Origin of the sequence: Shewanella sp. SM23 (genome assembly GCF_025654295.1) — a bacterium.
Lineage (GTDB): Bacteria > Pseudomonadota > Gammaproteobacteria > Enterobacterales > Shewanellaceae > Shewanella > Shewanella oncorhynchi.
Map to the genome: position 1 here is coordinate 16202 of NZ_JAKKRM010000026.1, position 25855 is coordinate 42056.

Here is a 25855-nt window from a genome sequence, read left to right on the forward strand (position 1 = left end):
GCGCCTATCTAGGTGGGCGCGACTAAGTGAGAGAGGATGTATGATGAACAAATGGTTCAAACACATAGGTTTAGCCATAGCACTGTTATTTAGTGCTGTGTGTATAGCCAATGGTGGTGATGAACTGGCGAATCAAGTTCAACAGTCTGATGCCCAAATTTGGGCGCAACTGAAGGATGGTGCCACGGGATACACTACCTCCCAAAGTGAGTTTCATGCTCAGCCTATCAATACCTACGATTTACGGGTATTAGCGCTGCGTAGCGACTGGTTAGCGCCCGCCTTAATGGCAGCACTATTCGGTATGATCATTATCTTTGTCCTATTTATCAAGGTGAATGGCATCTCCAAGCTGCACCATGGTTTTTCAGGCAAGTTAGTGCATCGCTGGTCTAAGTTTGATGTTTCAATCCACTGGTTAGGCGCGATTCCATGCTTACTGTTGATTTTAACAGGCTTAACCTTGCTGGCGGGTCGCTTCTTCTTCCAACCTTGGTTGGGTGAAGGCATCTGGGAAGCAATCGTCTATGGCGCGAAGCAAATCCATGACGTGATGGCGATTCCCTTCATGATAGGTTGGGCATTGATGACCACCCTATGGGCAAAAAACCAACTGCCAAAAATGTACGACGTAAAGTGGTTCATGGTAGTAGGCGGTTACATTAACTTTGGTCCGTTCAAAGGTAAGCACCCAGATGCAGGTTTTGCTAACGCGGGTGAGAAAATGTGGTTCTGGGCATTTGCCCTGTTTGGATTAGTGATTTCGGCCTCGGGCATGTTATTACTCTTCCCTAACCTGTTCGAGCCAAGCCGTACATTAAGCTTGATCGCCCTGGTACTGCATTCAGTGAGCGCTATCGTGATCTGTGCTTTCTCTATCGTACACATCTTCATGGCAACTGTGATGTCAGAAGGTGGTATGGAATGTATGGTGTCAGGCTACTGTGATGAAAACTGGGCAAGCCAACATCACAACCTATGGTTTGATGAAATCAAAGCCAACGGCACGCTTAAATATAAAGAATAAGACTGGAATCTAGTTGTAGGTATTCCAAAAAATACTTAGCCACTAGCAAACGTAGAGCCCCCGTCAATCACTACTGGCGGGGGCTTTTATTTCAGCATTAGTCATCGGCTTTAACTATATGTCTGAATTACATTTTGAATCATTTGTAGCATTTGAGTACGAGATCACAAAGACCAATTTAAATGCTAAATCACTGTAAAAAAATTGCATGTATCATAGTCATTTAATAATAAAAACAATAATCTAGATAAAAGTTGAATTTAAACAACACAACATTTCGTAACTTAGCAACCAACCAGATGCAACACCAATAAAACAATTCAATTAAAAACAGTATCTTAGTGGACATTTCCATAAAATACTCTCTTGCTGGCTAGCTCACGCACACGCTAAAATTACCTATAGCGTAATTAAATTACGCATTGCTGCTTTTTATCCTAGAAGGTCACCATGTTTAAAAATGCCAAAACCAGTACATTGACGGCATTGCCATCAGTGTTTACAAGTATCTTACTGATCATCATAGGTATTTCGTGCTATCGCAGTTTTAACGAACTCGGTGAGACCAGTAAAAGCCTAGTCGACAACACTCAGCTCGCAGAAACTTTCACTACAGTACGAGAATCCTTTTTTGAGCTGCGCTTAGCCACCTTAGTCCACAACGGTAAAGCTATCGCCGATCAACAACATAAGGTCGCACAACTTGTCTCTCAACTGACCAAATTTAATACCGACTTCATGGGCACTGATGCTCAAGCTATTCACACTCTTTTACCACAAACAGAACATTATGTTCGTCTCTACCAAGAAGAACTGGCACTCGCTAAACAAACTGGAGCAGTACCTGAGCTAACCGCTGAGCGTGCAGCGCTCGGGCCTAAGGTCAGTAATCAAATCAACCAATTAGTCGCGCTGATCACTCAGCGAAATCATGAGTTAGGCAAACAAGCTGAAGATAAAGTCACCTCAACAGAAAGCATCCTACTGGGATTGATCTTGTTCGCGATTGTAGCGTCACTCTTCAGCGCCCTCATTATGAGTAAACAACTCGTCCACATAATCAATGAGATAAAACGGGTAATGGAACGTCTTGCCCATGGCGACCTAACTCATAAAACAAATATTAAAGGACAAAATGAGCTCTGCTCACTCGCAGAAGATCTCGACAGCGTGATAGGTAATCTACGTGAAATTATGTCTGAAATTACCCAAGCCTCGGATCATATGTCCGACCAAATTGGGCAATTGAATGTACAGTCAAATGCCAATAATCATGCACTGCAAATCCACGCCGTTGAAACCGACCAAGTCGTGACAGCCATGACTGAAATGAGCGCCACGGCCCATAATGTCGCGGGTGATGCTGCATCCGCAGCCCAGTTTACTCAACAAGCAAATGCGCAAGCGGATAAATCGAAGAAAGCCGTTGAACAAGCTGCCAACACTGTGATTGCCTTGGTCGCTAAAGTCGATGTCGCTGCTGATGCGATTAATGATATGAACGAAAATACCCGTCATATCGCCGCGATTTTGAATGTAATAGGTGAAATTGCCGATCAAACCAATCTGCTAGCGCTTAATGCAGCCATCGAAGCCGCCCGTGCAGGTGAACAAGGTCGAGGCTTTGCTGTTGTCGCCGATGAAGTTCGCTCACTGGCCGCACGCACTCAAGCAAGTACCGCAGAAATCAACCAGATGCTGGAACAACTTTATCTTGGTGCCAATGCCGCCGTAACCGCAATGGAGCAAACTAAACACAGTTGCCAGCAAGCCGCCGATACCACCAATCTGGTAACGGAAAATCTCGATACCCTGACCACTTATGTGTTCGATATTAATGGGCTCAGTAATCAAATCGCCACCGCAGCAGAAGAGCAAAGCGCTGTGACCGAAGAGATAAACCGTAATCTGACCACCATTCGTGAAATGGTCGATGAACTGAATCAAAGCGGTAAAGCCACCCTCAATAGCGCAACCTCTTTGGCCGCGACGAAGGAACAACTCGTCGGCGTGGTCTCGCATTTTAAGCTTTAGATTTAGGCTCCCTGAAAAAAGCTTTTAAATCTGCGGCCTAATAACAAAAATTATTGGGCTGTCAGATTTTTAGATGAGATATAAAGCGAGTCACACACCTGCAATATAAATCGCAGCCAAGAAAACTAACCTATTATTAATACTGTATTTTTAGAAAAATTATTTATCAAAAAATGATTAAATTGATTCAGTGCCAACAGTACTAAAGCAATAATAAGAGCGTGAAGCCTATAGTTCAGGAATGAAGATACGTATTGCCCATCTCCCACTCCCACAATATTGAATACCACTAAAAAACTTCGGACTCAGCTAATAAACGATTAGCTATCGTCGGCTTCCATGTAACGCCAACACACGGCAGTGCTACCGCTGCAATTCATCCGCCTGTCCATAACACAGTGGTAAACCGCAAGGCTAGCTTGTAGCATAACAAGCCTCTACGTTAAACAACTTCACTAGCACTACCGCTTACAAGTACCCGCTTAACGACAAGGATGTTATGAAGATATTCACTATTGCGACTCTCCTATTACTGTTGACCGTAAGCTTTGCAGCAACTGCAGAAAAGTCCGCGCTGGAACAGCTATTGGAGCAACAACAATACGACGCTTTCTTGCAACATGCACAGCAGCAAGCAGCAGAGAACAATGCTGAGGCGTTATTCTTACTGGGTAAAGCCTACCATCTCGGCCGTGGCGTCACGCAAGACAATGCCACCGCCAGCCAATACTATGAACAAGCCAGAGCCTTAGGTTCGGCCCGTGCCAGCCATAATCTAGGCAGCATGGCGCTGGATAATGATAGCAAAACGCAGGCCATCCCCTTCTTAGAAGAAGCGCTGGCGCGGGGTCTTAAACTACCGACCTTATATAACCTAGGACGAGCACACAGTCCGGCAGATCCCAGCTCAAGGTTCTATCTAGCGAAAGCAATCACTGCTGCGCAGCAAGCGGGGAGTTACTTTGGGCAAGCCTTTGAACTCCAGCCCGATAACCTCTATCTGGATAATGCCTCACGCGAGTATCTGCGTGCTTATTTAATGGCGATGCAAAGTGTCGGCAGCGAAAGAGAAAGTCTCGACATCCCGCAGTTACGCCAGCAAGCCATAAAGTGGCTGGAATTGGGTATGGCAGCAGATGATGGTACGGCGTGGACAAACTACGGCGCTCTGCTGTTGAATGAAAATGACTACAGCGGTGCGAAAGCCGTATTTTTACAAGGTGCTAAGCGTCAAGTTGCCATAGCTAACTATCATTTAGGCAGCATGGAAGAGCACGGTTTGGGCGCAGAAGCCGATAAAGTGCAAGCACTGGCATACTACGAGAAAGCGGCATTAGCCGGCATGGAACAAGCTAAAACGCCCGCATATAATCTGCTTAAGGCACAACTGGAATATGAAAATGATCTCACGAAATTGGAACAGGGCATTGCCCGCTTTAATGCACTAAAACAGCAAGATCAGTATGTTCCCATCTCACTTGACTCAGTTATTCATCGCCTGACGTGGGGTAAGTTTCTGGCACAGCAGCGACAACAGATTATTTCGTTGCCAACAGCGGCCAAAACCCAATTAAGCTTGCAGGCCTGTGGTTTAGGCTACAACCAACTGCATGGCAGCACATACAATATTGGAGAAAACTCTCACTGGCGTATGGCGGCGTATCTCACCTTAGCTGACAAAATCGCCTTACCACTAGAAGGCAGAGTCGATGAACATGGCTGCGCCAGTTTAACGATTACCATGACAGATCAGCTGTATCACTTGTTACAACAAGGTGCCGTATTCGGATTACGCTTTCCCAACTACACACTGCCACTGGCATTAAGCCGGCAAGAAAATATCTTGCAGCTAACACTCATGCCTGTCGAGACCCCATTACCGGTTAATTAGTTACAGCAATTTAAGCCTGTGGCCTCGCTTGCTAGGCCACAGGAATTATCTATTTTCGACAGCAACATCTTATTAATCTTGCGATTCCCTCGCCCAATATCCCGCCAACATGGCGCCAGACAAATTATGCCATATCGAGAATATCGCGCTGGGAATGGCAGAAATGGGGCTAAAGAATTTAATACATAAAGCAGTGGCGAGACCGGAGTTTTGTAGGCCAACTTCGATGGAGATAGTTTTACAGACTGTGTGGTTAAAGCCTAATAAACGGCAACAGAAATAGCCTAAGGCGAGACCAAGACCATTATGTAAGAACACGGCCAGCAGAATAATGGGGCCAACTTTATCAAACTGATTGGCATTTAACGCCACGATAATCGTAATTGCCATCACAATTGCCAAGATAGAAATCAGTGGCAATGCAGGAGCGACTTTAGCCACCAGCGATTTAAAAAAATGATTGATAATCACGCCAACGCTGACAGGGATCAGCACAATTTTCACTAAACTCAGCAGCATATCGGCGAAGGGTATATCGATCATCTCCCCAATCAACAGCTTAATAATCAGTGGTGTTAACACCACTCCCGCTAAGGTTGACAATGCCGTCATGGTTATCGATAAAGCCACGTCGCCTTTTGCCAAATAACAGACCACGTTTGAGGCGGTGCCGCCTGCAACACTGCCCACCAACACCATGCCTATGGTGAGTTCCCTATCTAATCCTAATAATAGACTGATCAATAATGCGCTGAGCGGCATGACCGAAAATTGCAGCACGAGTCCTGCGAGTACAGCACGTTTCTGTTTGAAGGCATTAGCAAAATCCTGAAGATCTAAGGTGAGCCCCATAGATAGCATGATGATCACCAACAGCGGCACTATGGCGGATTTAAGCTCAGTAAACCAACTCGGCATCAGATAAGCTGTCATTGCGCCTATCAGTGCCAACAGCGGGAAGAAGCGGTTTACCTTTGCCAACATAGTGGGCCCTTTACATCAAGAGGTTATTTTTATCGCTCGGATGATGACAGCCGTCCCTTGGATAGACAAGCGCTAATCCGCCAGCAACAAAATGCCTAGAATGGTGATTTTCAATCTCAGCATTTAGACTGACACGGCAAGCTAACCCCGCAAATCTACAATAAATTCCGCTAAAAAATGTATGATAAAAATGCATTCTCAATCGCTAAAACATGATCTGCTTAACAAAAAGCCCGTGATTTCCTTGTTAGGAAACCGTAACTTATAACCAGTTCACGTTTTAACAATTACATACGAGGTAGTCTTATTGCGCTAGGTGGTCGTGAATTACCTAAAGCAATTTCGGTGTTTACGGTTAGCACTCTCAGATAGGAATCGTTATGTCATCAGTTATTCAAACGCTCAGCGGCGCTATCGCAACGCCTTATCAAGCGAATATTACCGTCCCTAACTGGATGCTCGGCTCGATGGAACGGGTCATGCAGTACTATGTCGATAAGAATCTTCGCCTCGATACGCTTTCCGCAGAAATGATGCCAGCACCGGTTGAAGGCAAAAAATATATGCTATACGCACATATTCCCTTCTGCCATACCCTGTGCTCTTACTGTACCTTCCACCGTTTTATGTTTAAGGAAGACAAGGCGCGTGCCTACTTCATCTCATTACGTAAAGAGATGGAAATGGTCAAGGCCCTCGGCTATGACTTTGAATCTATGTACATTGGTGGTGGTACCACCACGGTATTAGAAGACGAATTAGCCCGTACCATAGAACACGCTAAAACCCTATTTCCTAGCATTAAAGAAGTCTCCTGCGAGTCCGATCCGCAGCATTTAGACAGCCCAGGCTTTAAACAGCTCAAAGGCTTAGTGGATCGCATGTCTATCGGCGTGCAAAGCTTTAATGACGATATTTTAAAAATGACCGACCGACTCGATAAATTCGGCACGGGTCAGCAAACCTTCGACAAGATCATGGGTGCCAAAGAGTTATTCCCTATTATCAACGTCGACCTGATTTTTGGTTTCCGCGGCCAAACCGATGAAGTGATCCAACACGATCTCGACATGGCATCGCGCTTAGACCCAAGACAAATTACCACCTATCCGCTGATGATCACTCATCAAACCCGTAAGAGTGTTAAAGGCAAATTAGCGGCGCCGCAAGCGGATATGGCAAACCAATATCGCCAAATATTAAACAGTCTTAATGGTCAATATAATCAATTATCTGCATGGGCATTTGGTAAAACCGATGACGAAGGATTTGACGAATACGTTATTGATTACGACGAATATTTAGGGGTAGGTTCGGGCTCATTTAGTTTCTTAAATGACACGCTTTATGTGAACACTTTCTCGCTACGTAAGTACCAAGAACGCATCGCAGCGGGTCAAATGGGTGTCGAGCAACAAAAGAACTACAGCAAAAAAGACGTGATGCAATATCGCTTTTTGCTGGGCATGTTCTCCGGCCGTTTATCGCGTAAATATTTCCGCGAAACCTTTGGCGTCAATTTAGATACCGCCTTATTTAAAGAAATGACCTCGATGAAACTGATTGGCGCCATCAAAAACGACCCAACAGATCCAGACAATCTGATCGTCACCGATAACGGCAAGATGATGGGTCTATTGATGATGAAAGAGTTTTACTCAGGCATGGACAACGTGCGCGCTCAATTGCGTAAGCCACTCAAACCCTGCGATATGTAACACTTATTGATGATTGTTGATTCATAAAGACTAAACAGGCCCTTCGAGGGCCTTTTTGTTAACTCGGTTTAAAGGTAATCTTGCCCAGTACTATTAATTGAGCACAATCCCAACAATAAAGGAGTATTCGTTATGGGTTTTAATGAACAAGAAAAACAAGCCTTATTAGCACTCAAAGGCGTTGGCCCTACGGTAATTAAACGCTTCGAAGAAATTGGCATCAGCTCGCTGCAACAACTCGCCCAACACGAAGTGGATGATATTGCTAACTTAGTCGCCAGCATGCTGCGCACCACTTGCTGGAAAAATAGCCCACAAGCGCGAAATGCGATAAGTGCGGCCATCGACCTCGCCCGCGCGCAATAATCGTTCCCCATTGATACTAAAACATCCAACTAGAGTTAAGAAGTACATGTCAGCACACTTAGCCATACCCCTTTTTGCTATAGTTTTACTCGTCTACGGAGAAACTGCCTCTGCCAATGATAGCAGTTTTGGCGATGCTAATGGCTCTATTACCTTGAAATATCAGCCTAATATCAGTATGGATAAAGAGTCTCTCTTCATCAGCGAGACCGAAGTCAGGGTCGATTATGTGTTTACCAACACCAGTTCGCAGGATCTTATCGTCCCCATCGCCTTCCCCATGCCACCGATGTTTTTTGGCTCCGCCGATCACAGCAGTATTGATAACTTCACCCTTAAAGTGAATGGCAAAACCCAGCCAACTCAACACAGGCTTGTTGCCCAACTTGCCGATAAAACCGATATTTCAACCGAGCTGAAACAGCTTGGCTGGGGTGTAGATGAAGTCGCTTACTTTGCCGAATATGCCGAAGTCCCCAAGGGTAAACCCGCACTCCCCAAGCAATGGTTGGATGAAAACCAACAAATCGCCTTTACCCTAAGTGATTACTTTGTGTGGGAACAAACCTTTCCCGCAGGCCAATCTGTCGCAATCAGCCATAGCTACACGCCAAGCCTCTCAACAGGTATCCCCGATACTGCCAGTAGTATTATTGATACTTACACTGAACTGGCCTGTTTAGATGAAAGCGCCAAGCAAGGCATTAGGAAGCGCAACCTTATCGTTAAACAAGACGGTGAAGATCAGGAGATTGGCGTCGAATGGAGCCATCTTAGCTATATTTTGGTCACAGCTAATAACTGGCAAGGGTCGATTAAGGACTTCAAACTCACCCTAAAAAAATCCCAGCCCACAGATCTTATTAGTTTGTGTTTTGATGGCGAGCTTAAAAAAACTGACCCACTCACCTTTGAGTTCCAGCAAAAACAGTTCACGCCAAAGCAAGATCTCAGCGTCCTGTTTATTCGTAAACCGAATTTTGAATAATCAAAAAAGAAGCCAGCTAAGTGCTGGCTTCTTTATAACTCGCTATTTTTAATTTAAAAACTATAGGTCATACCTAACCAGTAACGTCGGCCATCTTCGATATAACCGTATTCCTCTTGGGTAATTTCCTTATCGAAGGCGTTATAAATGCCCACACTAAATTTCAAGCTATCGTTCAACTGGTAGTTAGCCCCCAAATCCAGCAGAGTATAAGAAGGGGCGATTAAACTGCTCGATGAAGGTCCTGTCGTCGGTTGGCTCTCTTCGCCACGGTAGTTCACCCTTAACCAAGTGCTTAAATTATCAATAGGCTCGTAGTTGAAAGACGCTTGGATCAAATGCTTAGGCAATTGATTCAATGGGCTACCTTTATAAACACCTGTCTTTTGCTCCGAATCCGTATAGGTATAGTTACCCGTCAAACTCAAGTTTGAGCGAATGCGATAGTCGAAACTCAGTTCAATCCCTTGGGTCACAGCTTCGTCGACGTTCACATAAGTCGTTGGATTAGAACCAAATTGATTTGGACCATCAGTACATTGAGTCGCAGGACAGGCAACGCGGGTGATCTTGTCATTAAACTCGTTATAGAACACACCCGCGCTGGCGGTAATGCTCTCGGTCAGATCAGAATACAAACCTAACTCGTAGTTAACTGAAGTTTCAGGTTGTAAATCTGGATTACCGTACATGTTGCCACCACGGCTGACTTGTCCCCAGTCGGGCACTGTCTGACGTAAACTCGGCGCCCTAAACCCTGTTGATACACCGCCCTTTAAGGTGGTGCTGTCGGTTAATCCCCACACGCCATAAACGCGCGGACTGACATGATTACCAAAGTTTTCATCATCATCCAAACGCAGCCCCATGGTCAGAGCAAAGCTATCGACAATGCGCCATTCATCCTCGGAAAACACCGACCATTGTTTGCGACTAATATCAGTTAAGTCACTCACTTGGTTACCTGTTTCGTCGGTTAAATCTTGATGGTTGAATGCTGCGCCAAAGGTCGCTGTATGACTTTGGCCTAACGTAGTGATAAGGCTAGATTGCGCATCCGTGTTAGTGATTTTCATCTTACGGGTTTTATTATCAAACACTTCATGCTTGATATAGCTATCCGAAGTACCAAAGTCCCAACGACCTGTATGTGAAAGGGAGAAGGTGCTGTTTTCATATTCTGTCGTTGAAGATTCAGGGCAACCGCGACGACCACAGGCTTCGCCCGGTGCTAACGGTGTGACGGTTTTACCTAAACTGCTGTCGAGTTCTTGGTTAGAAGTGCCAACTTCAAACATGATATCGTGATTTTCATTAGGCGTGAGCGCAAATCTCGCTGTCAGATTAGTCGCATCGCGACCTCGGTAACCACCATAGATTTGATCTTCTTCACGCTGGGTATATTGACCATAAAGTTGCATCCCTAGCAGATCTTTGATCAAACCACCGTTGACGAAAAAGTTGCCTTGATACACATTTCCCGAGTCAGACTTTTCCTGCAAAGTGCTGTCGAGTCGCACCTCACCCTGCCACTCGTTTGGCACTTTGCGAGTGATAATGTTAATTACCCCACCAATGGCATCCGAACCATAAAGTGATGACATAGGCCCGCGAACAATTTCAATTCTATCGATGGCCGCCAATGGTGGCGTCCAAGCGCCTTCAACGCCTGGGCCGTCACTGTTGGTCCGTGTCTCGCGCGAGGATTGGCGTTTACCATCCACTAAAATTAACGTGTATTGATTACCCATGCCCCGCAGACTGATATCCTGACGGTCTGCACCGCCCGTAATCACTACGCCGGGCACTTCTAACATGGCATCGGTTAAGTCGCGGTAGAAGCGGTTATCCAGATCCTCACGGGTGATCACGCTGATAGAAGCTGGCGCATCGCGAATTTGCTGTTCAAATCCCGATGCAGTCACCACGATTCTTTCCATCATCTTTTCTTTATCTGACGCGGTATCCGCAAGGGCATTTGTTACTGGTACTGTGGGCAACAAACATAAAGCGGTGATCACTTGAGCGAGGTACTTCTTACGACTTAACAACATAACCGACAAGTCTCCATTAGAGCAAAGATTGTAAATGAGAACAATTTTCAATACGGCAATGTATCTCTATGTTACAATCAGCTCAAGTTAGACTTTAGGTATTCACTTGTAAGAGTTACTTAAAAATGAATAAAAACATGATCAAAGGGATGATCGTTTTTGCGACAATCGCAGAAAAGGGCTCAATGAGTGCCGCAGCACAGCAATTAAATCTCAGCTCGTCGGCGGTAAGTCAGCAAGTGACCAAGCTCGAAATGGACATGGGGATCAGCCTGTTCCACCGCAATACCCGCAACCTCACACTCACCGAAGCGGGCAGTTTGTTCTACGAGAATTGCCGCAAGGTCATAGCGATAGTCGAAAGCACAGAGCAGAAACTTAATAACTTGAAAGGTATTCCATCAGGGGAATTAAAGATTGCCGCGCCTATAGGATTTGGCGGCGGCCTGTTAAGCGAACCTTTTAATTACCTGTTGGCAGCACATCCACAGATAAGTTTGAATTTACTGCTGCAAGATGGCCCGATAGATATAGTCAACGACGGTATCGATCTGGCGATTTGCATCGGCCCCTTATCGGATTCCAACCTAATTGCCCGCCATTTAGCCGATTGGCGTATGTTACTGTGCGCCTCACCTAATTATCTGCCAATGCATAAAAACCTTAGCCACCCAAAGGAATTAACTGAATTAAATCGGATCTATCACACTTATGCTAAAGGCGATATCTTAACCCACGCCTTCAGCCAAGCGTGTTTTGAACTGACAAGCCAGCGAATTAGCGTCAACAATATGCAGGCGTTAATTCAACTCACACTCGATGGTCTAGGATTTGCCGCCCTGCCCGAACCTGAAGTACACAAATACCTCGAAAGCGGCCAACTGGTCACCCTATTACCCGAATGGTCACTCAATACCTACAGTGTTTATAGCGTAACGTCGGCGCGAGATAAGCAGCCCGCAAAAGTGAAAGAAGCGCTCAATGCACTTAGCCAATACTTTAGTCAGACAGATTTTCACCAAGCCTATCATGTTAATCTGGGCCATCAAAAAGATGACGTAAACGATAACGTAACCAATATCTTACCAATTAAAACTAAGAAAAAGTCACATCATCTTGATGTTGGTCACGCATCTTGAGGATACCTTACACGCATTCATTTCTGCGCTAAGCTGGGGTATTCTGCGGTGATAAACCGATAAAAAGATGTAACTCGATGAAAGATGTGGCCTTAGTGTTGGAAGGTGGTGGCCTCAGGGCCATTTATACCGCAGGTGTATTAGACGCGTTTTTACAGCAGTCACTTCACTTCAACTATGTAATTGGGGTATCTGCAGGTGCCATTTATCCCGCGTCCTATGTATCCCGCCAATTTGGTCGCAATCTCCACATTCAGCAGCAATATCTCAATGACAAACGCTATATGGGCATCCGCCATTGGCTGGCAACGGGTAATTATGTCAATACAGACTTTACCTACCGTCGCATGGCTTATGAGTTGCTGCCATTTGATTTTGATACATTTTTAAATAGTAATACCGAATTCAAGGTCGGCGCCTTTAACTGCAATACAGGAAACACCGATTACTTTGGTATGGCTGATTTTAACGACCACGATAAATTACTCAACGTGCTCATTGCCTCCTCTAGCCTGCCTTTTATGTCTAAACCCAGCGTGATTAACCAACACCATTACCTCGATGGCGGCATCGGCGAACCGATACCGTTAGCGCAATCACGCAAAGATGGTTATGCACGCCAAGTGGTGATCTTGACTCAAGATCAGCATTACCAAAAATCCGCGATGAAAATGAATTGGTTAGCCCGCAAAACCTATAAACGCTACCCCGCAGTTGCCCATGCGTTAAGTGAGCGCCACCGAGTTTATAATCAAGCATTAACCGAGTTAGATCAAGCCGTTGCAGCGAATAACGCCTTTGTGATCCGTCCAGCACTGCCACTTAATTTATCCAGGCTCGGTCGCAATATCGATAAGGTGACCGCCGTCTATCAACAAGGGCTAGCGGATGGAAAAGCAGTCTTACCCACATTAACCGCTTGGTTAACGGCGCCAAAAGAGCCTAAAACTGAGGTGTAATCGAACGCAGCACTTGGCTAATAATCAACTCTCGCAGCCATTTATGGCTCAAGTCGTGTTCGAAGTGTTTGTGCCACATCAATAAATACGCACCGGGGATCAGCTTGATGGGTGATGGTAAAGACTGAAGCTCAAAAGACTTCATCACAGCCAAGGCATAGCGCGAAGGTGCACAGAGGATCAAATCGCTCTGTTCACACAGGGTGAGAGCACTCTGAAAGTCGGTCATATTCACGGCAATATCCCGTTTACGGCCCTCGAGTTGCAACACATCATCCAGCAACCAATGCTCTAAACCGCCAAAGGCCACTTGCAGATGGCGATAACTCAAGAAGGTATCTAAATTCCATTCTTGTGTTAACGCCGGATGATCACGACGCATCAAACACACTGGATAATCCTGCACTAACTCAACATGGCATAAGTCATCGGGAATATTATTCACATGCATGGGCGAGCGCTCGTCCCACTCGCGGCAACCTATGGCTAAGTCGATGTCGCAGCGCAGTAATCTGTCCATGGTATCGAGTCGCCACGTTTGGCAATTGAGACTCACACCGGGCGCTTGAGTGAGCAACATGGGCATAAAATGGGGAAAGGTCAGTGAATAGGTGGTTTCGACCAAATGCATTCTAAACTGTCGTTGGCTCAAGGCGGGTTCGAAGGTGTCCGGCCGAGTAAATTGCGCCAATTGCTGTAAGCATTGGCGCAACTCAGGCGCGAGTGACAAAGCCTTGGGCGTCGGTTTTAGGCCGTAGGCGGTACGCTCAAATAAAGGATCATCAAATACTTCCCTCAAACGTGTGAGCTGTTTACTCACCGCCGACTGGCTCAAATGCAACCGCGCAGCAGCGGCGGTCACGCTTTGCTCCTCAAGTAGAATTTCGAGTACGGGCAGTAAATTCAGATCCAAACGTTTTAGCATCTATGCCTCATTCACCCCAAAATAATGACTAGGGTTGCACTTTTTTAAATGGATTTAACCTTAAATTCTGCGGCAACTTCATCAATAACAGTGACAATAAAATCACAGCTATTCCCATCCATTGGCGCATATCTAAAGTTTCCCCCACAATCATGACCCCTAATGATACGGCAACCACAGGGTTGACTAAAGCGACCATACCCATGATTTCTGGCCCTAAGTTTCGCATAGACCACAGCCAAGCCCAATAGGCAACGGCGGTGTTGGCAATCACTAACCATATCAGTGAAGGTACAAGCGTCATACTCGGTAGCTGCGGTGGCCCAGCCATAAACCAAGCCAGTGGGATCAGCATCAAACCGCCCAATAATAGCTGCCACGCGGTCAGCACTAAAAAGTCACCCACATCCCACTTTTGCATCCAGCGAGAAGAAAAGGCAATTAACGTCGTGGCACTCAGCATGCAAAGTACGCCGATAGGATCGAGATCTGCCGAAGGGTTAAGCAGTAAAATGACCCCACCTAATCCCATCAAACCTAATAATAACCACTTCATTCCTGGGCGTTTTTTATCAATCACCCAAGCTAAAATTAAGAAAATTAACGGCAGCGTCGCCCCTAAGGTACCCGCCACTGCGCCCGGTAAACGATACGCGCCGATAAATAACAAGGTGAAGAAGGCGCCGATATTACAAAAAGCCAGCAAACCGAGCCTTGACCACACCAGCGTTGGCAAGCGAGGACGCAGCATCAACATCAGAATCCCCGCAGGCAGCGCGCGCCACACGGCTACCCAGTAGGGCGACATGTCATGTAAGTAGAGACTCACTAACGCATAGGTTGTCCCCCAAAATACAGGAGCGAGTAACGCAATAATAAAGGGCATAATGACTTCTTAAAAAGTATCTTGATGTTGAGATATATTACTTTGAGATAATAAAACAGGCAAGCCTTGAGCTAACAATTCCACCGATTACAACCTCTATTGCATGAACTTAGCCAAATCCACCCACAACAGACACTGCGCTTGGGCGCCGTTTGCCGTATAATCGGCCGTCATTTTCTACAGGCGGGCCAGTATGTTCCATATCGCACTCTATGAGCCAGAAATCGCACCTAACACAGGTAATATCATTCGCCTTTGCGCAAACAATGGCTGCCAGCTGCATTTGATTGAGCCATTAGGTTTTGATCTAGAAGAGAAAAAGCTACGCCGCGCGGGTTTGGACTATGCCGACTTAACCAATGTGACTCGCCATAAAGACTTCGATGCTTTCCTCGAAGCCATGGCAGGCAAACGCATTATGGCCTGCACCACTAAGGGGAGTCGCCCGCATACAGAGCTGAGTTTTGCCAAAGACGATGTGCTGCTATTCGGCCCAGAAACCCGAGGTTTACCGATGGCGATTATCGAATCCATCCCCACTGAGCAGAGACTACGCATCCCCATGGCGGCCACCAGCCGTAGCTTGAATCTGTCTAATGCGGTGGCAATTATCAGCTATGAAGCGTGGCGCCAACTGGATTTTGCTGGCGCACTTTAAGCGCTATCGAAGGTAAATCGGATTGGCGACTAAGGAGATGGCGCGACTGGCGTCATCTCTATCCCGCGAAAAAGCTGATAGCGATCAACATCATCATCTAAATATTGAATATTCTGCGTCCATTGCCATGCGTTAGCTTGAGCACCCGCCCCCTTTACCTCAAACAGTAATTGAATTAACGCAGACCGGGCAGTCACCACGCCCTCACCCAGCAAAGAATAATCGCCATTTTGACGATATAAGCTAAAGACTTGCTGCTTCTCTTGGGACACGCCATCGTAATAGGTCAACAACACTTGCTCGCCCTGCTCCCTAAACCACCAGGTTTCACTATAGGGCGCACGCGTGCCAACACTCACAGACAATAACAGCTGCCGCATATCATGGGAGCAAAATCCGGTGACTGTGACTTTTCGTGGCACTTCCCCCACTTTGGCGGCATCGCCCACCCATTGACCGGTAAACTGAGGGCAAAACTCACTAAAACTTACCTTAGCCGCGTGCGCAGCCAGAGGAATAACAGTACTCAGTGCAATTGTCACTCCCCATAATAGTCTTAATCGGTTGATTTTATTCTGCATCTACCTAGTCCTCAGCCGAAATATCACCCTAGATTAGCCTGTAATTCTGTCATCAACAAATCACAATTAGCCGACAACCATTCACAGATGCTTACACAAAGCGTCCCGCTATGGGTTATCACTCAGTTTGCTTTCATGCTCGGTTTCTATACTCTCGAATCTGCACTACAAATAAAATCATTATAACTATATGTATGATAAGGAGACTCACAGTGAAGAAGACAGGAATCTTATTGCTCTGTCTGTTGATGCCATTCGGCTCAGCATTTGCGGAGCAGGGTAAACCGCTCTCGGTGGAATTACTCTGGCAACTTAAGCGTATTGGTACCCCAGTCGTATCGCCCTCTGGTGAGCATATTATTGCGCCAGTCACAGAATATGATCTGAAGGAAGATAAAGGTTCGACCCAGTTATGGCGTTTTGATGGCGAAGGTAAAAATAATCGCGCTATTACAGTCAAAGGGTTAAAGGTGAGCGAGCCCGTGTTTTCGCCCGACGGCAAAACCTTGGCCTTTGTGAGTGAGCGAAATGAAGACGACGCAGGCCAAATCTACCTATTGCCTATGGACGGTCCGGGTGAAGCGCAGCGCTTAACCGACATACCTACTGGCGTAAATGGTATTAAATGGGTTGGCAAGCATTTGTATTTCATCAGCAATGTATTCCCAAATCAAACATGGGACGAGATGAAAACCCAACTAAAAGCCGACGAGGACAATAAGGTCTCCGCTCGCCAGTGGAATGCTTTGCCCTACGCTCAGTTCGATCATTGGTTAGATGAACGTCGCCAAGCCCATGTATTTAAGATCCCCGCTTCGGGCGGCGAAGTCGAATCCGTGACGCAAGCGCTCGGCCATGAGTTACCACGCTCGAGCCAAAGCAGTTCAAGTTACGATATTTCGCCTAATGAACGCTTAATTGCCTTCAGTACTTATGGATCAGACAACCGTGTCGACCCTAAACTGGATATTTTCCTTGCGACGATTGGCAGTGGTAAAGCAGAGAATATCACCCCAGAAAATCAAGCCGCAGATGCTGATCCCAGCTTTAGTCCCAATGGCAAAACGCTGGCTTTTACCCGTCAGAAAATCCCCGGTTTCTATGCCGATACCATAAGGCTGATGTTACTGGATATTGATAGCCGCAAACTTAATACGCTAACACCAGACTGGGATCGCTCGGTCAGCCAATTTAATTGGACCCCCGACAGTAAAGGCTTTTATGCCACCATCGAAGATGCCGCCACTAACCGCATTTATCATATCGATGCCAAAAACGGTAAAGTCAAAGCCATTACAGAGGCAACTGACTTTGGCCAACCCGCCATAGGCAAAGACGGTGAACTGATTGCCACCAACGAGAGCTTTTTGCACCCAGCGCGCTTGGTCAGCATTAATCCCCGCAATGGTAAGACGGTACGCCTAGAGAATTTTAATGACGATATTCTCAAAGATGTTGATTTAGGCACTTACGAATCAGTGACCTACAAGGGATATCAAGATCAAGATATTCAAATGTGGGTTCACTATCCCCCCGGATTTGATCGCAGTAAAAAATATCCCCTCTTTATGCTGGTTCACGGCGGGCCACATAACGCCATTACCGACGGTTTCCATTACCGTTGGAACGCACAAACCTTCGCCTCTTGGGGATATGTCACTGCTTGGCCAAACTTCCATGGTTCTAGCGGCTTCGGACAAGCGTTTGCCGATGCGATTAACCCAGATTGGAAGAATAAATCCCTCGAAGATGTGCTCAAGGCGGCCGACTGGTTTAAACAGCAAAGCTGGATAGACAGCGACCGCATGGTGGCGGGTGGCGCAAGTTACGGCGGTTATCTGACCTCAATTATTTTAGGTCAACCACATCCCTTTAAAGCCTTGTTGATCCACGCTGCGGTTTACGACATGTATTCACAAATGGCGTCGGATTTTGCCGTGCACAGCACCCGATTTGGCAACTACTGGGATAATCCTGAGCTGTATAAAGCTATTTCTCCGCATTACTTTGCGGCTAACTTTAACACTCCGACCTTAGTCAGCCACGGTCAGCTCGACTACCGGGTACCTGTGGGACAAGGATTTGAACTGTTCCGCACCCTGCAAACTCGCAATGTGGAATCACGGATGATTTACTTCCCCGATGAAAATCATTGGGTTATGAAACCCAATAACTCTATCTATTGGTATAACCAAGTGAAAGATTGGATGACCCATTATGCTAAGCCAGGTGGACAATAAACGCAGCACCTAGAACCTAGAACAGAAAAGCAAAAGGTCTGCACTATGCAGACCTTTTCTTTATCGAATCAAGCCTCGCAATGATGGCTTATTGGCCAAATCCCGTGGCTTTAATATCGACGGTTTGCACTTTGCCGTACTTAGCAGCAATCGGTGCAATCTTAGCCGCATTGCCAATCAGCACAAATTGCAGATCTTTTTGCGGGAAGTAAGTTTTCACTAACCTTTGGGTTTCTTCTAAGGTCAAACCATCCACCTTAGCTTGGAACTCATTGATAAACTTATCATCGAAACCGTACAAATACATGCCAGATAAGAGCCCTGCCAGCTGACCTGAGGTTTCAAACTGAGGCGGGAACTGACCCTTAACATAGGCTTTAGCCGAATCTAAAGTCGCTTGATCTACACCTTTCTCCCATAAACGTGCATAGGTTTTTAAGGCTAGATCCATCGCTTCTTGAGTGGTTTCCGTCTTAGTGAAAGTGCTGATTGTGAATACGCCCGAATCGGTATAAGGGCTAAAACCTGAGCGCGCGCCATAGGTTAGCCCCGCGTTCACCCGCAGCTCGTCGTTAAGCCAAGAGGTGAAACGACCACCTAAAATAGTGTTCACTACCGTTAAACCTACATAGTCTGGATTGTCACGACTAATACCTAAGCCCCCAATCACAAAAGTAGTTTCGATTGCATCGGGTTTATCCACCAGCAAGACTTTGGCCTCACTCAACTGAGGCAAACCTTGGTTTAAATCAGGCTGCACCAGCTTTTCGCTGCCCTGCCACTGACCAAAGGCTTGCGCCAGCTTGGCTTTCATCGTCGCCACATCAAAGTCACCCACAACAGTTATCGCGGTATTGGAAGGTTGATAGTAACTCTTATGGAAGGCGCGCAGCTGCGACACAGTCACTTGTTCAAGCGAATCACTGTTACCCGAAGCCGCATTACCATAAGGATGTGCACCAAATACGAGCTTATCGAAGTAACGACCAATCACCGCTCGTGGGCTTTCTTTATCCTGCTGCAGCCCAGCAATCGCGCGCTGTTTGAGTTTATCGAACTCGGCGGCATCAAAATCAGGCGTTAACATCGCCGCGCTAAATAAGCCCAGCATCAAGTCAATGTCCTTCGCCATAAAGTCAGCACTCAGATAACTGCCTTCCTTATCCGCTTCGGCCACTAAACTTGCACCGAGAAAATCCACTTGCTGCTCGATATCCGCCTTAGATTTCCCCGCCGCACCTAACAACAAACCTTCTGCTGTCATTTGTGCCACGCCTGCGGTGGTGTCATTCACTGCACCGGCGCGTACCACGGCATTTAAGGTAATTAACGGCACTTCGCGCTGCGGCATTAAGTACACAGTTAAGCCGTTATCTAACACAAACTTATCGTAACTTGGCATCGCAAAGCTGCCAGTATCGACCCGCTTTGGTGCCGATGTCGCCGCGCAGCCCGCTATGATTAAGCTTGTGCCTAAAGCCAATGCTGCCATTAACTTAGACGATTTCCCAAGTGATGCCATCTTAAGTGATTTCACTGCTGTCGATTTCATAGGGAAGACTCCTCAGTTGCCGCCAGCACAGCCACAGTGCGATTCGATTTACGTAAGTAGGTTTGGGCAACTCGTTGAATATCCGCAGGCGTCACCTTGTTATAGGCTTCAGGTGCATTAAATAACTTGTCGTAACTGCCAAAATACATCTCATAGGTGCCTATGGTATTAGCCTTACCATTAATGGTTTCCATCGAGCGATAAAAATCCATCAACTTAATATTTTTAACTTTATCCAATTCTTGCTGGGTAATACCTTGGGCCGCAATCGCATCGATTTGCTCAATCAACGCATGCTCCAGCGTCGAGGCTTTCACCTCAGGTGTAGCAACACCCATCACATAGAAGAGGTTAGGATCGACCGACATCGGCATGTAGGTTTGCGCTTCTAAGGCCACTTGTTTATCAACCAATGATTGATATAAACGCGAGCTATTACCTTGGCTTAGAATCGAGCTTAATAAGTCCAGCGCATAAAAATCCGCATGAGTTGCCGCTGGAATGTGATACGCCAACATCACATTAGGTGTGCTGACCGATGCCTTTTGCACAAAGGTGCGACGCTCACCCTTTTGCTCAGGTTCGACAGTGCGAATCGCTTTAGGCGGAGTCTGTGCCGGAATAGGCGCAAAGTACTTGTCTGCCAAGGCTTTTACTTGGGCAAGCTTTACATCACCGGCAATCACGACCACGGCATTGTTCGGCGCGTAATAGGTTTTATGGTACTGGACTAAATCTTCCAGCGACCAAGCGGCGATATCCGACTCATGGCCGATCACCGACCACGAATAAGGGTGGGCTAAAAACGCCACACCTTTGATTTCGCCTTCGAGGGCATTCCAGTTAGAGTTTTCTAAGCCAGTGGAACGCTCCGACTGCACTACGCCACGTTCGCTATCGACCATGGCTTGGTTGATATCTAAGTTAGCGATGCGGTCAGCCTCGAGATCGAACATAGTTTCGAGCGCATTGGCGGGGAACCAATCGGTATAAACCGTCATGTCTTCAGTGGTATACGCATTGTTCGCACCACCTGCGGCTTCCATAGTGCGGTCGAACATTTTCGGGCCGTACTTTTTCGAACCGTTAAACATCATGTGTTCGAAAAAGTGCGAAATACCGGTAATGCCGGGCACTTCGTTACGTGAACCGACTTTCCAAAACAAATACATGTTGGCATTGGGAATTGAGGCATCTTCTAGCACCATGATTTTCATGCCGTTATCTAGCGTGAAACTCTTAATGTCTTCTGCCGTGGTGGCCTGTACTTGGCTTAGGGGAGTCAAAAATCCCATGGCCAACACAAGAGCCGATAGCGTGCGCTTCATTTGGTTTGCTCCTTGCTGTAAATATCCACATATAGAGGTAAATTGTTTAACAAATCAAGCGCAGAAAGCGTATCCAGCGCCGATTTTTTGTAAGCTCAAGTTATACCGAAGAGCTTACGGAATAACGTCTGTCCGACTTATTGCGCATTTAGCGCAGTCAACGCCACTTTAGTCATGGCCTCAACTCCCACTTTTAGCGCGCTTTCATCTACATAAAAAGCCGGAGAATGATTGCTGGCCGCGGTTTCTGGATCCGTTCCCTTTGGTGTCACCCCGAGGAAGAAAAACATCCCAGGAGACTCTAAGGCATAGAAGGAAAAGTCCTCGGCACCTGTGATTAACCCAGGTTCAATCAGCATCTTATCGCCCACCACACTGGCAAGCACAGGCCTCATACTAGCGACTAACTCGGGATTATTGACCACTACAGGGTAACCTGGCTGGATCTCTGTGGTCGCGGTCGCACCAAGGGTTTTCGCCGACAGCTCGGCCATTTGCGCTAAACGCACTTTAATATCGGCGCGCATGGGCTGGTCGAAGGTGCGAATAGTACCAATCAGCTCGACTTCATCGGGAATAATATTAGAGCGTATGCCACCATTAACCGCACCAAAACTCACCACGGCAGGGGCTTTAGTGATATCCACCTGACGGCTGACGATCGTTTGCACATTGGTAATAATTTGCGCCGCAGCGACAATAGGGTCGACCCCATTCCAAGGGCGCGAACCGTGGGTTTGGCGGCCTTTCACTTTGATGGTAAAAGAATCCTCACTCGCCATCGCAGGGCCACTGCGCAGGCCAATCATGCCACTCGGCATACTCGAGGTGACATGCATACCAAATACTTGCTCGGGTTTGCGCTGAGCAAACAGCCCTTCTTTGAGCATCAATTCCGCGCCGCCCTCTTCACCCTCTGGCGCACCTTCTTCAGCGGGTTGGAAGATAAACATCACATCCCCCGCTAGGCTGTCTTTCACTTTAACCAAGTTTTCGGCCACGCCCATTAACATGGCCACATGGGTATCGTGCCCACAGGCATGCATCACACCCACTTTTTGATCGCGATAAGTGTCAGTCGCCTTAGAGGCAAAAGGCACATCGACCACTTCAGTCACAGGCAGTGCATCCATATCCGCTCGAATCGCAATCAACGGACCAGGCTTGCCGCCCTTCAGCTTCCCGCCTTTCAAAATGGCCACCACGCCCGTATGTGCCACACCCGTTTGCACTTCTAATCCTAAGGATTTCAGATGTTTTTCAATAATCTTGCTGGTGCGAAACTCACGGTTAGACAACTCAGGGTGTTGATGCAAATCACGACGCCAGTCGATCACCTTTTGCTCCACACCCGCCGCCAACTTAGCCGCATCAGGCATAGCACTGGTCGCCGCTTGCGCCGAATTAAAACCCGTGCCCATAAAACTCAAGGCTAAGGCTGAAGCGAGTAAGGTCTTAGAAAAATGGGATTTATTTACTAGGGGCTTAAATTCAAATGATGTTGATGCAGCAAGTGATACTGAGGGTAAAGTCATAGCGATAGCCTATTGTTGTTTTTATAAGCTACCTAAACTACACGGACAAGGAGAAATTGTTAATAGATTTAATGATAAAGGTAAAAAAGACTGTGCTTCATTAGAGGCTGTCTTTAACCGTCATTCCCGCAATGCTGTGGGCTGGAATCCAGCTTTTAGATAAATCAACCTGAAAAAAGATAGGGATGGCGGATCTCAGTTAAAGAAACTCAAGGCAACGGAAAAGCTGTCCTAATGCTTGGCATAGTTAGCTTTAGTCACAAAACAACAAATTCACGATTTTCTTTAAAACCACATGGCCATCGGCCTTGGCTATACAACTCAGCCACCTCACTCCATACGCCCTTTTGTCTGAGAGCGGCCTCTCTCGCTGCCATTTTGAAGGCAAAGAGTGCGCCGCCTCTAAAGCTCTCAGTAAAATCATGAGGACCATACACAAGCAAAGGATGTGACCGGCCAATTTTTCTCAGAGATCTGAGCGCCGATTTATACACAAGCATCTCCGCGTCTTTTGTTTCCTCACATTTTTTCGGACCATTCAAAGGATCCTCTTGATCTCTGCTTGTAGGCAGCCACTCCCATCCATATGTAGAACCCAATACGCCTTCAATGGGACTTGCAGCCGAGAGCCAGTCAATAAATTCAACTTGTTTGGCTAGATATTCAGGTGTCATAAGAAGTTAACTCCGTGTTAAAGGAGTTTCAAACTGAAGCAGTAGTTTGAACTTCCAGTGAGTAAAGCGAAGGATTTTAAACGCTTTGTTACGTTTTGGCTCCTTAGCTTGGTTTACCCGCCAAAGTCTAGCCACCCATTTTAAATCAACAACATAATGCACTTTCGGTTTCTCTACCACCTATACTGGCTAAAATTACTTGAACAAGAGCCATCATATGTAGATGTCTGGCTAAAATGCTTAGCTAAAATTGCCTTTCTGAGTAACACAGTATTGCGCGGGAATAATAGTAGTAAAATTTAGTCAGCAACTCATAGAAAATTAAGCTCTTCATCTTGAAGGGATAAAGCACTATCAATGGAGGCTAATAACACACCATAGGTGTAACCGCAGTTGCCCACAAAAATCACTTGATTACCATTGAGTACCATCACTTCTACCCCATGATCGGTTTCCCAGTTGCAGGCGTAATGATAACGAATTGCCCGAGTCTCCATTGTGCTGGTGTCATCCAATATAATGTACAACGGCTGGGTATTTTCTGCTATTTCATTGATTGTATTTAAAGAAACCTCCAAATCACCGCAATAATTTTCAAAATATTTATGCATTTTGAGCATAGCATTTAGAATTTGATACTTCGTCTCTTGTGTCATCAGAGAAACGTCTTCGAGCATTTTTATGCGTAACTTATCGTTGCCCTGAAGCTCACCTTCAATAATCAGTTCACTAGGTTTGTTGAATAATGGATCGTTCATTTTCGTTATCCTTAATCCTCAATTAATTCACCTGGATATAGTGCGATTTGCGCCAAGGATTGTGCAAAAAATTGGCTTAGGTTTGGGCTGATAAAGTCCATCATATCGGGGTCATGGGTGTATGCGATGACTTGTCCCATTTTACCTAATGCTGAGGGTGAATGATCCGCAATCAAGAGTAATGTGCCGCCCCCAAATTGAGCGAAGGGCAACCAACCTTCTTGATACCATCCTGATTGGATTTTGGGATCCCGCACTTCTGGCTCGTGGTAATCAACGTAGTACTGGGCCTGTTTTCTCATTCGGTCACGAAATTTAAATGATGAGGCTAGTGACAAAAAATCATACCGGCAAAAGTAATCTTTTCGGGCAAAGACTGTGCTCCACTCATTGCCGCCATTGGCATATCCCCAAAGCTCCCTTAACGGGGAAATAAGTGTAAAACCTAATTGTTTTTCGGCTTCATCTAAAACTGAGTTTGATAAGCCACGATCCAGTTCTAATGTTTGATTCATGTTGGCGTAAATAGCACTCAATGCTTGTAGATACGTCTTAACATCCATTGTATTTATTCCTTCATCTTGACACTTGGCCGCAGTGTTAATCCGTTTGCTTTATACCGCTAACATATACACTTGGCGAACTTATTTAATCGAATTAACTACATAAATTCTATTTTCATATTACTGCGACAGATTTTGTCGCAGCCTTCTATTACTTACTATGCAGCTATTCCAGCCATACCTTATTAACTAACCTGAACTCGGGATAAGAAATGTTGAACTAATAGCCCTCCAAGTGATCGGATCTTTCGACCAAGAGAAACCCCATCACACCGGAGGGCCTATGCATAAATTAGTGGAAGTGTTTTGTGATGTCGATGATTTTTGCGCTGTTTTTATTCCAGAATGGGAAAAAACGCTGTTAACCGATGGTACACGCAAGCGTCAACGCGCTGGCCGTATGACGATGAGCGAAGTGATGACCATCATCATACTTTTTCAGATGTCTCACCACCGTGATTTCAAGAACTTCTACATCGGCTATCTGGCTCATTTCTACAAATCCGCTTTTCCCAATTTACTCAGCTATACCCGCTTTCTTGAGGTGATGCCCACTGCTTTAGTGCCGCTTTGCAGCTACTTTGCCAGCCTTAAGAGTGACCCTACTGGCATCGAATTTGTTGATTCAACCAGCATCAAAGTGTGTCATAACCTACGTATTCATCGCCATAAAACCTTAGCTGGACTTGCGTGCAGAGGTAAAGGCACCATGGGTTGGTTCTATGGCTTTAAGCTGCATTTGATTATGAATCATCAAGGCGGAATCGTGGCGGCCAAAGTGACCCCTGCGAATGTACATGACACAAAACCGGTGAATGAGATGGTGCACAGTGACATGAATAAACTCTATGCTGATAAAGGGTATATCAGTAAAGCGCTGTCCAGTGAATTGCTGGAGAAAGGCGTGAAGTTGGTGACGAACGTGCGTAAGAATATGAAAGCAAAAGCGATGTCGTTGTGGGATAGAGCGATGCTGTCGAGACGTTTCATCATAG

Annotated in this window: 22 protein-coding genes; 11 read left to right on the forward strand and 11 right to left on the reverse strand. The window is 46.2% G+C overall.

The window, feature by feature from the left end:
• Positions 1-43 precede the first annotated feature (43 nt).
• The 3 genes from L5L98_RS20750 (at position 44) to L5L98_RS20760 (ending at position 4952) form a co-directional block, all read left to right on the forward strand.
• Positions 44-1027, forward strand: a complete 984-nt coding sequence (locus L5L98_RS20750; RefSeq protein WP_131525797.1) for a formate dehydrogenase subunit gamma — start codon at positions 44-46, stop codon at positions 1025-1027.
• A 450-nt stretch (positions 1028-1477) separates the two neighbouring features.
• Complete coding sequence (locus tag L5L98_RS20755) at positions 1478-3061, forward strand: methyl-accepting chemotaxis protein (RefSeq protein ID WP_263143244.1); 1584 nt, start codon at positions 1478-1480, stop codon at positions 3059-3061.
• Between the two features lie 499 nt (positions 3062-3560).
• Positions 3561-4952: a tetratricopeptide repeat protein gene (locus tag L5L98_RS20760; RefSeq protein WP_263143246.1), complete on the forward strand. Its 1392-nt coding sequence runs from the start codon at positions 3561-3563 to the stop codon at positions 4950-4952.
• A gap of 72 nt (positions 4953-5024) precedes the next feature.
• Here L5L98_RS20760 and L5L98_RS20765 read toward each other — a convergent pair whose 3' ends face one another.
• On the reverse strand, positions 5025-5936 hold the full coding sequence (locus L5L98_RS20765) for a bile acid:sodium symporter family protein (RefSeq protein WP_263143248.1): 912 nt from the start codon (positions 5934-5936) through the stop codon (positions 5025-5027).
• Between the two features lie 380 nt (positions 5937-6316).
• On the opposite strand from L5L98_RS20765, the gene L5L98_RS20770 reads away from it, so the two are divergent.
• The 3 genes from L5L98_RS20770 to L5L98_RS20780 all read left to right on the forward strand — a co-directional run bounded on the left by L5L98_RS20770 (position 6317) and on the right by L5L98_RS20780 (position 9008).
• Positions 6317-7654, forward strand: coding sequence for a coproporphyrinogen III oxidase family protein (locus L5L98_RS20770; RefSeq protein ID WP_105250563.1), 1338 nt, complete (start codon positions 6317-6319; stop codon positions 7652-7654).
• Positions 7655-7786: 132 nt separating this feature from the next.
• A complete protein-coding gene (locus tag L5L98_RS20775) occupies positions 7787-8020 on the forward strand; it encodes a hypothetical protein (protein ID WP_011787794.1) in 234 nt (77 codons plus the stop codon).
• 46 nt (positions 8021-8066) lie between these two features.
• Positions 8067-9008, forward strand: a complete 942-nt coding sequence (locus tag L5L98_RS20780; protein ID WP_263143251.1) for a DUF4424 domain-containing protein — start codon at positions 8067-8069, stop codon at positions 9006-9008.
• Between the two features lie 53 nt (positions 9009-9061).
• On the opposite strand, the gene L5L98_RS20785 is transcribed toward L5L98_RS20780, so the two are convergent.
• A complete protein-coding gene (locus L5L98_RS20785) occupies positions 9062-11062 on the reverse strand; it encodes a ligand-gated channel protein (protein ID WP_263143253.1) in 2001 nt (666 codons plus the stop codon).
• A 125-nt stretch (positions 11063-11187) separates the two neighbouring features.
• Between L5L98_RS20785 and L5L98_RS20790 the strand changes: the two genes are divergently transcribed.
• Both L5L98_RS20790 and L5L98_RS20795 read left to right on the forward strand, forming a co-directional pair.
• A complete protein-coding gene (locus L5L98_RS20790; protein WP_263143254.1) occupies positions 11188-12201 on the forward strand; it encodes a LysR family transcriptional regulator in 1014 nt (337 codons plus the stop codon).
• Positions 12202-12278: 77 nt separating this feature from the next.
• Positions 12279-13160 carry a patatin family protein gene (locus tag L5L98_RS20795; protein ID WP_263143255.1) on the forward strand — a complete coding sequence of 294 codons (882 nt, stop codon included), beginning with the start codon at positions 12279-12281 and terminating at the stop codon, positions 13158-13160.
• Here L5L98_RS20795 and L5L98_RS20800 read toward each other — a convergent pair.
• Both L5L98_RS20800 and L5L98_RS20805 read right to left on the reverse strand, forming a co-directional pair.
• Positions 13144-14085, reverse strand: coding sequence for a LysR family transcriptional regulator (locus L5L98_RS20800; RefSeq protein WP_131525529.1), 942 nt, complete (start codon positions 14083-14085; stop codon positions 13144-13146). The genes L5L98_RS20795 and L5L98_RS20800 overlap by 17 nt on opposite strands.
• Positions 14086-14113: 28 nt before the next feature.
• Entirely contained in the window at positions 14114-14971 is an 858-nt protein-coding gene (locus L5L98_RS20805) for a DMT family transporter (RefSeq protein WP_263143256.1), read from the reverse strand.
• 193 nt (positions 14972-15164) lie between these two features.
• Between L5L98_RS20805 and trmL the strand changes: the two genes are divergently transcribed.
• Positions 15165-15629 carry a tRNA (uridine(34)/cytosine(34)/5-carboxymethylaminomethyluridine(34)-2'-O)-methyltransferase TrmL gene (gene trmL / locus L5L98_RS20810; RefSeq protein WP_006079682.1) on the forward strand — a complete coding sequence of 155 codons (465 nt, stop codon included), beginning with the start codon at positions 15165-15167 and terminating at the stop codon, positions 15627-15629.
• A 29-nt stretch (positions 15630-15658) separates the two neighbouring features.
• Here trmL and L5L98_RS20815 read toward each other — a convergent pair whose 3' ends face one another.
• Positions 15659-16210 carry a hypothetical protein gene (locus L5L98_RS20815; protein WP_263143259.1) on the reverse strand — a complete coding sequence of 184 codons (552 nt, stop codon included), beginning with the start codon at positions 16208-16210 and terminating at the stop codon, positions 15659-15661.
• 212 nt (positions 16211-16422) lie between these two features.
• Here L5L98_RS20815 and L5L98_RS20820 point away from each other — a divergent pair, with 212 nt between their 5' ends.
• On the forward strand, positions 16423-18450 hold the full coding sequence (locus L5L98_RS20820) for an alpha/beta hydrolase family protein (protein ID WP_263143261.1): 2028 nt from the start codon (positions 16423-16425) through the stop codon (positions 18448-18450).
• Positions 18451-18538: 88 nt separating this feature from the next.
• Here the strand turns inward: L5L98_RS20820 and L5L98_RS20825 are convergent, their stop codons facing one another.
• The 6 genes from L5L98_RS20825 to L5L98_RS20850 form a co-directional block, all read right to left on the reverse strand.
• Entirely contained in the window at positions 18539-20002 is a 1464-nt protein-coding gene (locus L5L98_RS20825; protein WP_263143262.1) for a M16 family metallopeptidase, read from the reverse strand.
• Positions 19999-21330, reverse strand: coding sequence for a M16 family metallopeptidase (locus tag L5L98_RS20830; RefSeq protein ID WP_263143264.1), 1332 nt, complete (start codon positions 21328-21330; stop codon positions 19999-20001). Before L5L98_RS20830 ends, L5L98_RS20825 begins: the two co-directional genes overlap by 4 nt.
• 137 nt (positions 21331-21467) lie before the next feature.
• Positions 21468-22865, reverse strand: coding sequence for an amidohydrolase (locus L5L98_RS20835; RefSeq protein ID WP_263143265.1), 1398 nt, complete (start codon positions 22863-22865; stop codon positions 21468-21470).
• Positions 22866-23122: 257 nt separating this feature from the next.
• A complete protein-coding gene (locus L5L98_RS20840) occupies positions 23123-23539 on the reverse strand; it encodes a hypothetical protein (RefSeq protein WP_113940298.1) in 417 nt (138 codons plus the stop codon).
• A gap of 311 nt (positions 23540-23850) precedes the next feature.
• Positions 23851-24297: a DUF6985 domain-containing protein gene (locus L5L98_RS20845; protein WP_263143266.1), complete on the reverse strand. Its 447-nt coding sequence runs from the start codon at positions 24295-24297 to the stop codon at positions 23851-23853.
• An 11-nt stretch (positions 24298-24308) separates the two neighbouring features.
• Positions 24309-24860, reverse strand: coding sequence for an SMI1/KNR4 family protein (locus L5L98_RS20850; protein WP_212599568.1), 552 nt, complete (start codon positions 24858-24860; stop codon positions 24309-24311).
• Between the two features lie 283 nt (positions 24861-25143).
• Here L5L98_RS20850 and L5L98_RS20855 point away from each other — a divergent pair.
• Positions 25144-25855, forward strand: a 712-nt coding sequence (locus tag L5L98_RS20855; protein ID WP_263143268.1) for an IS982 family transposase, incomplete at its 3' end; no start/stop codon positions are given.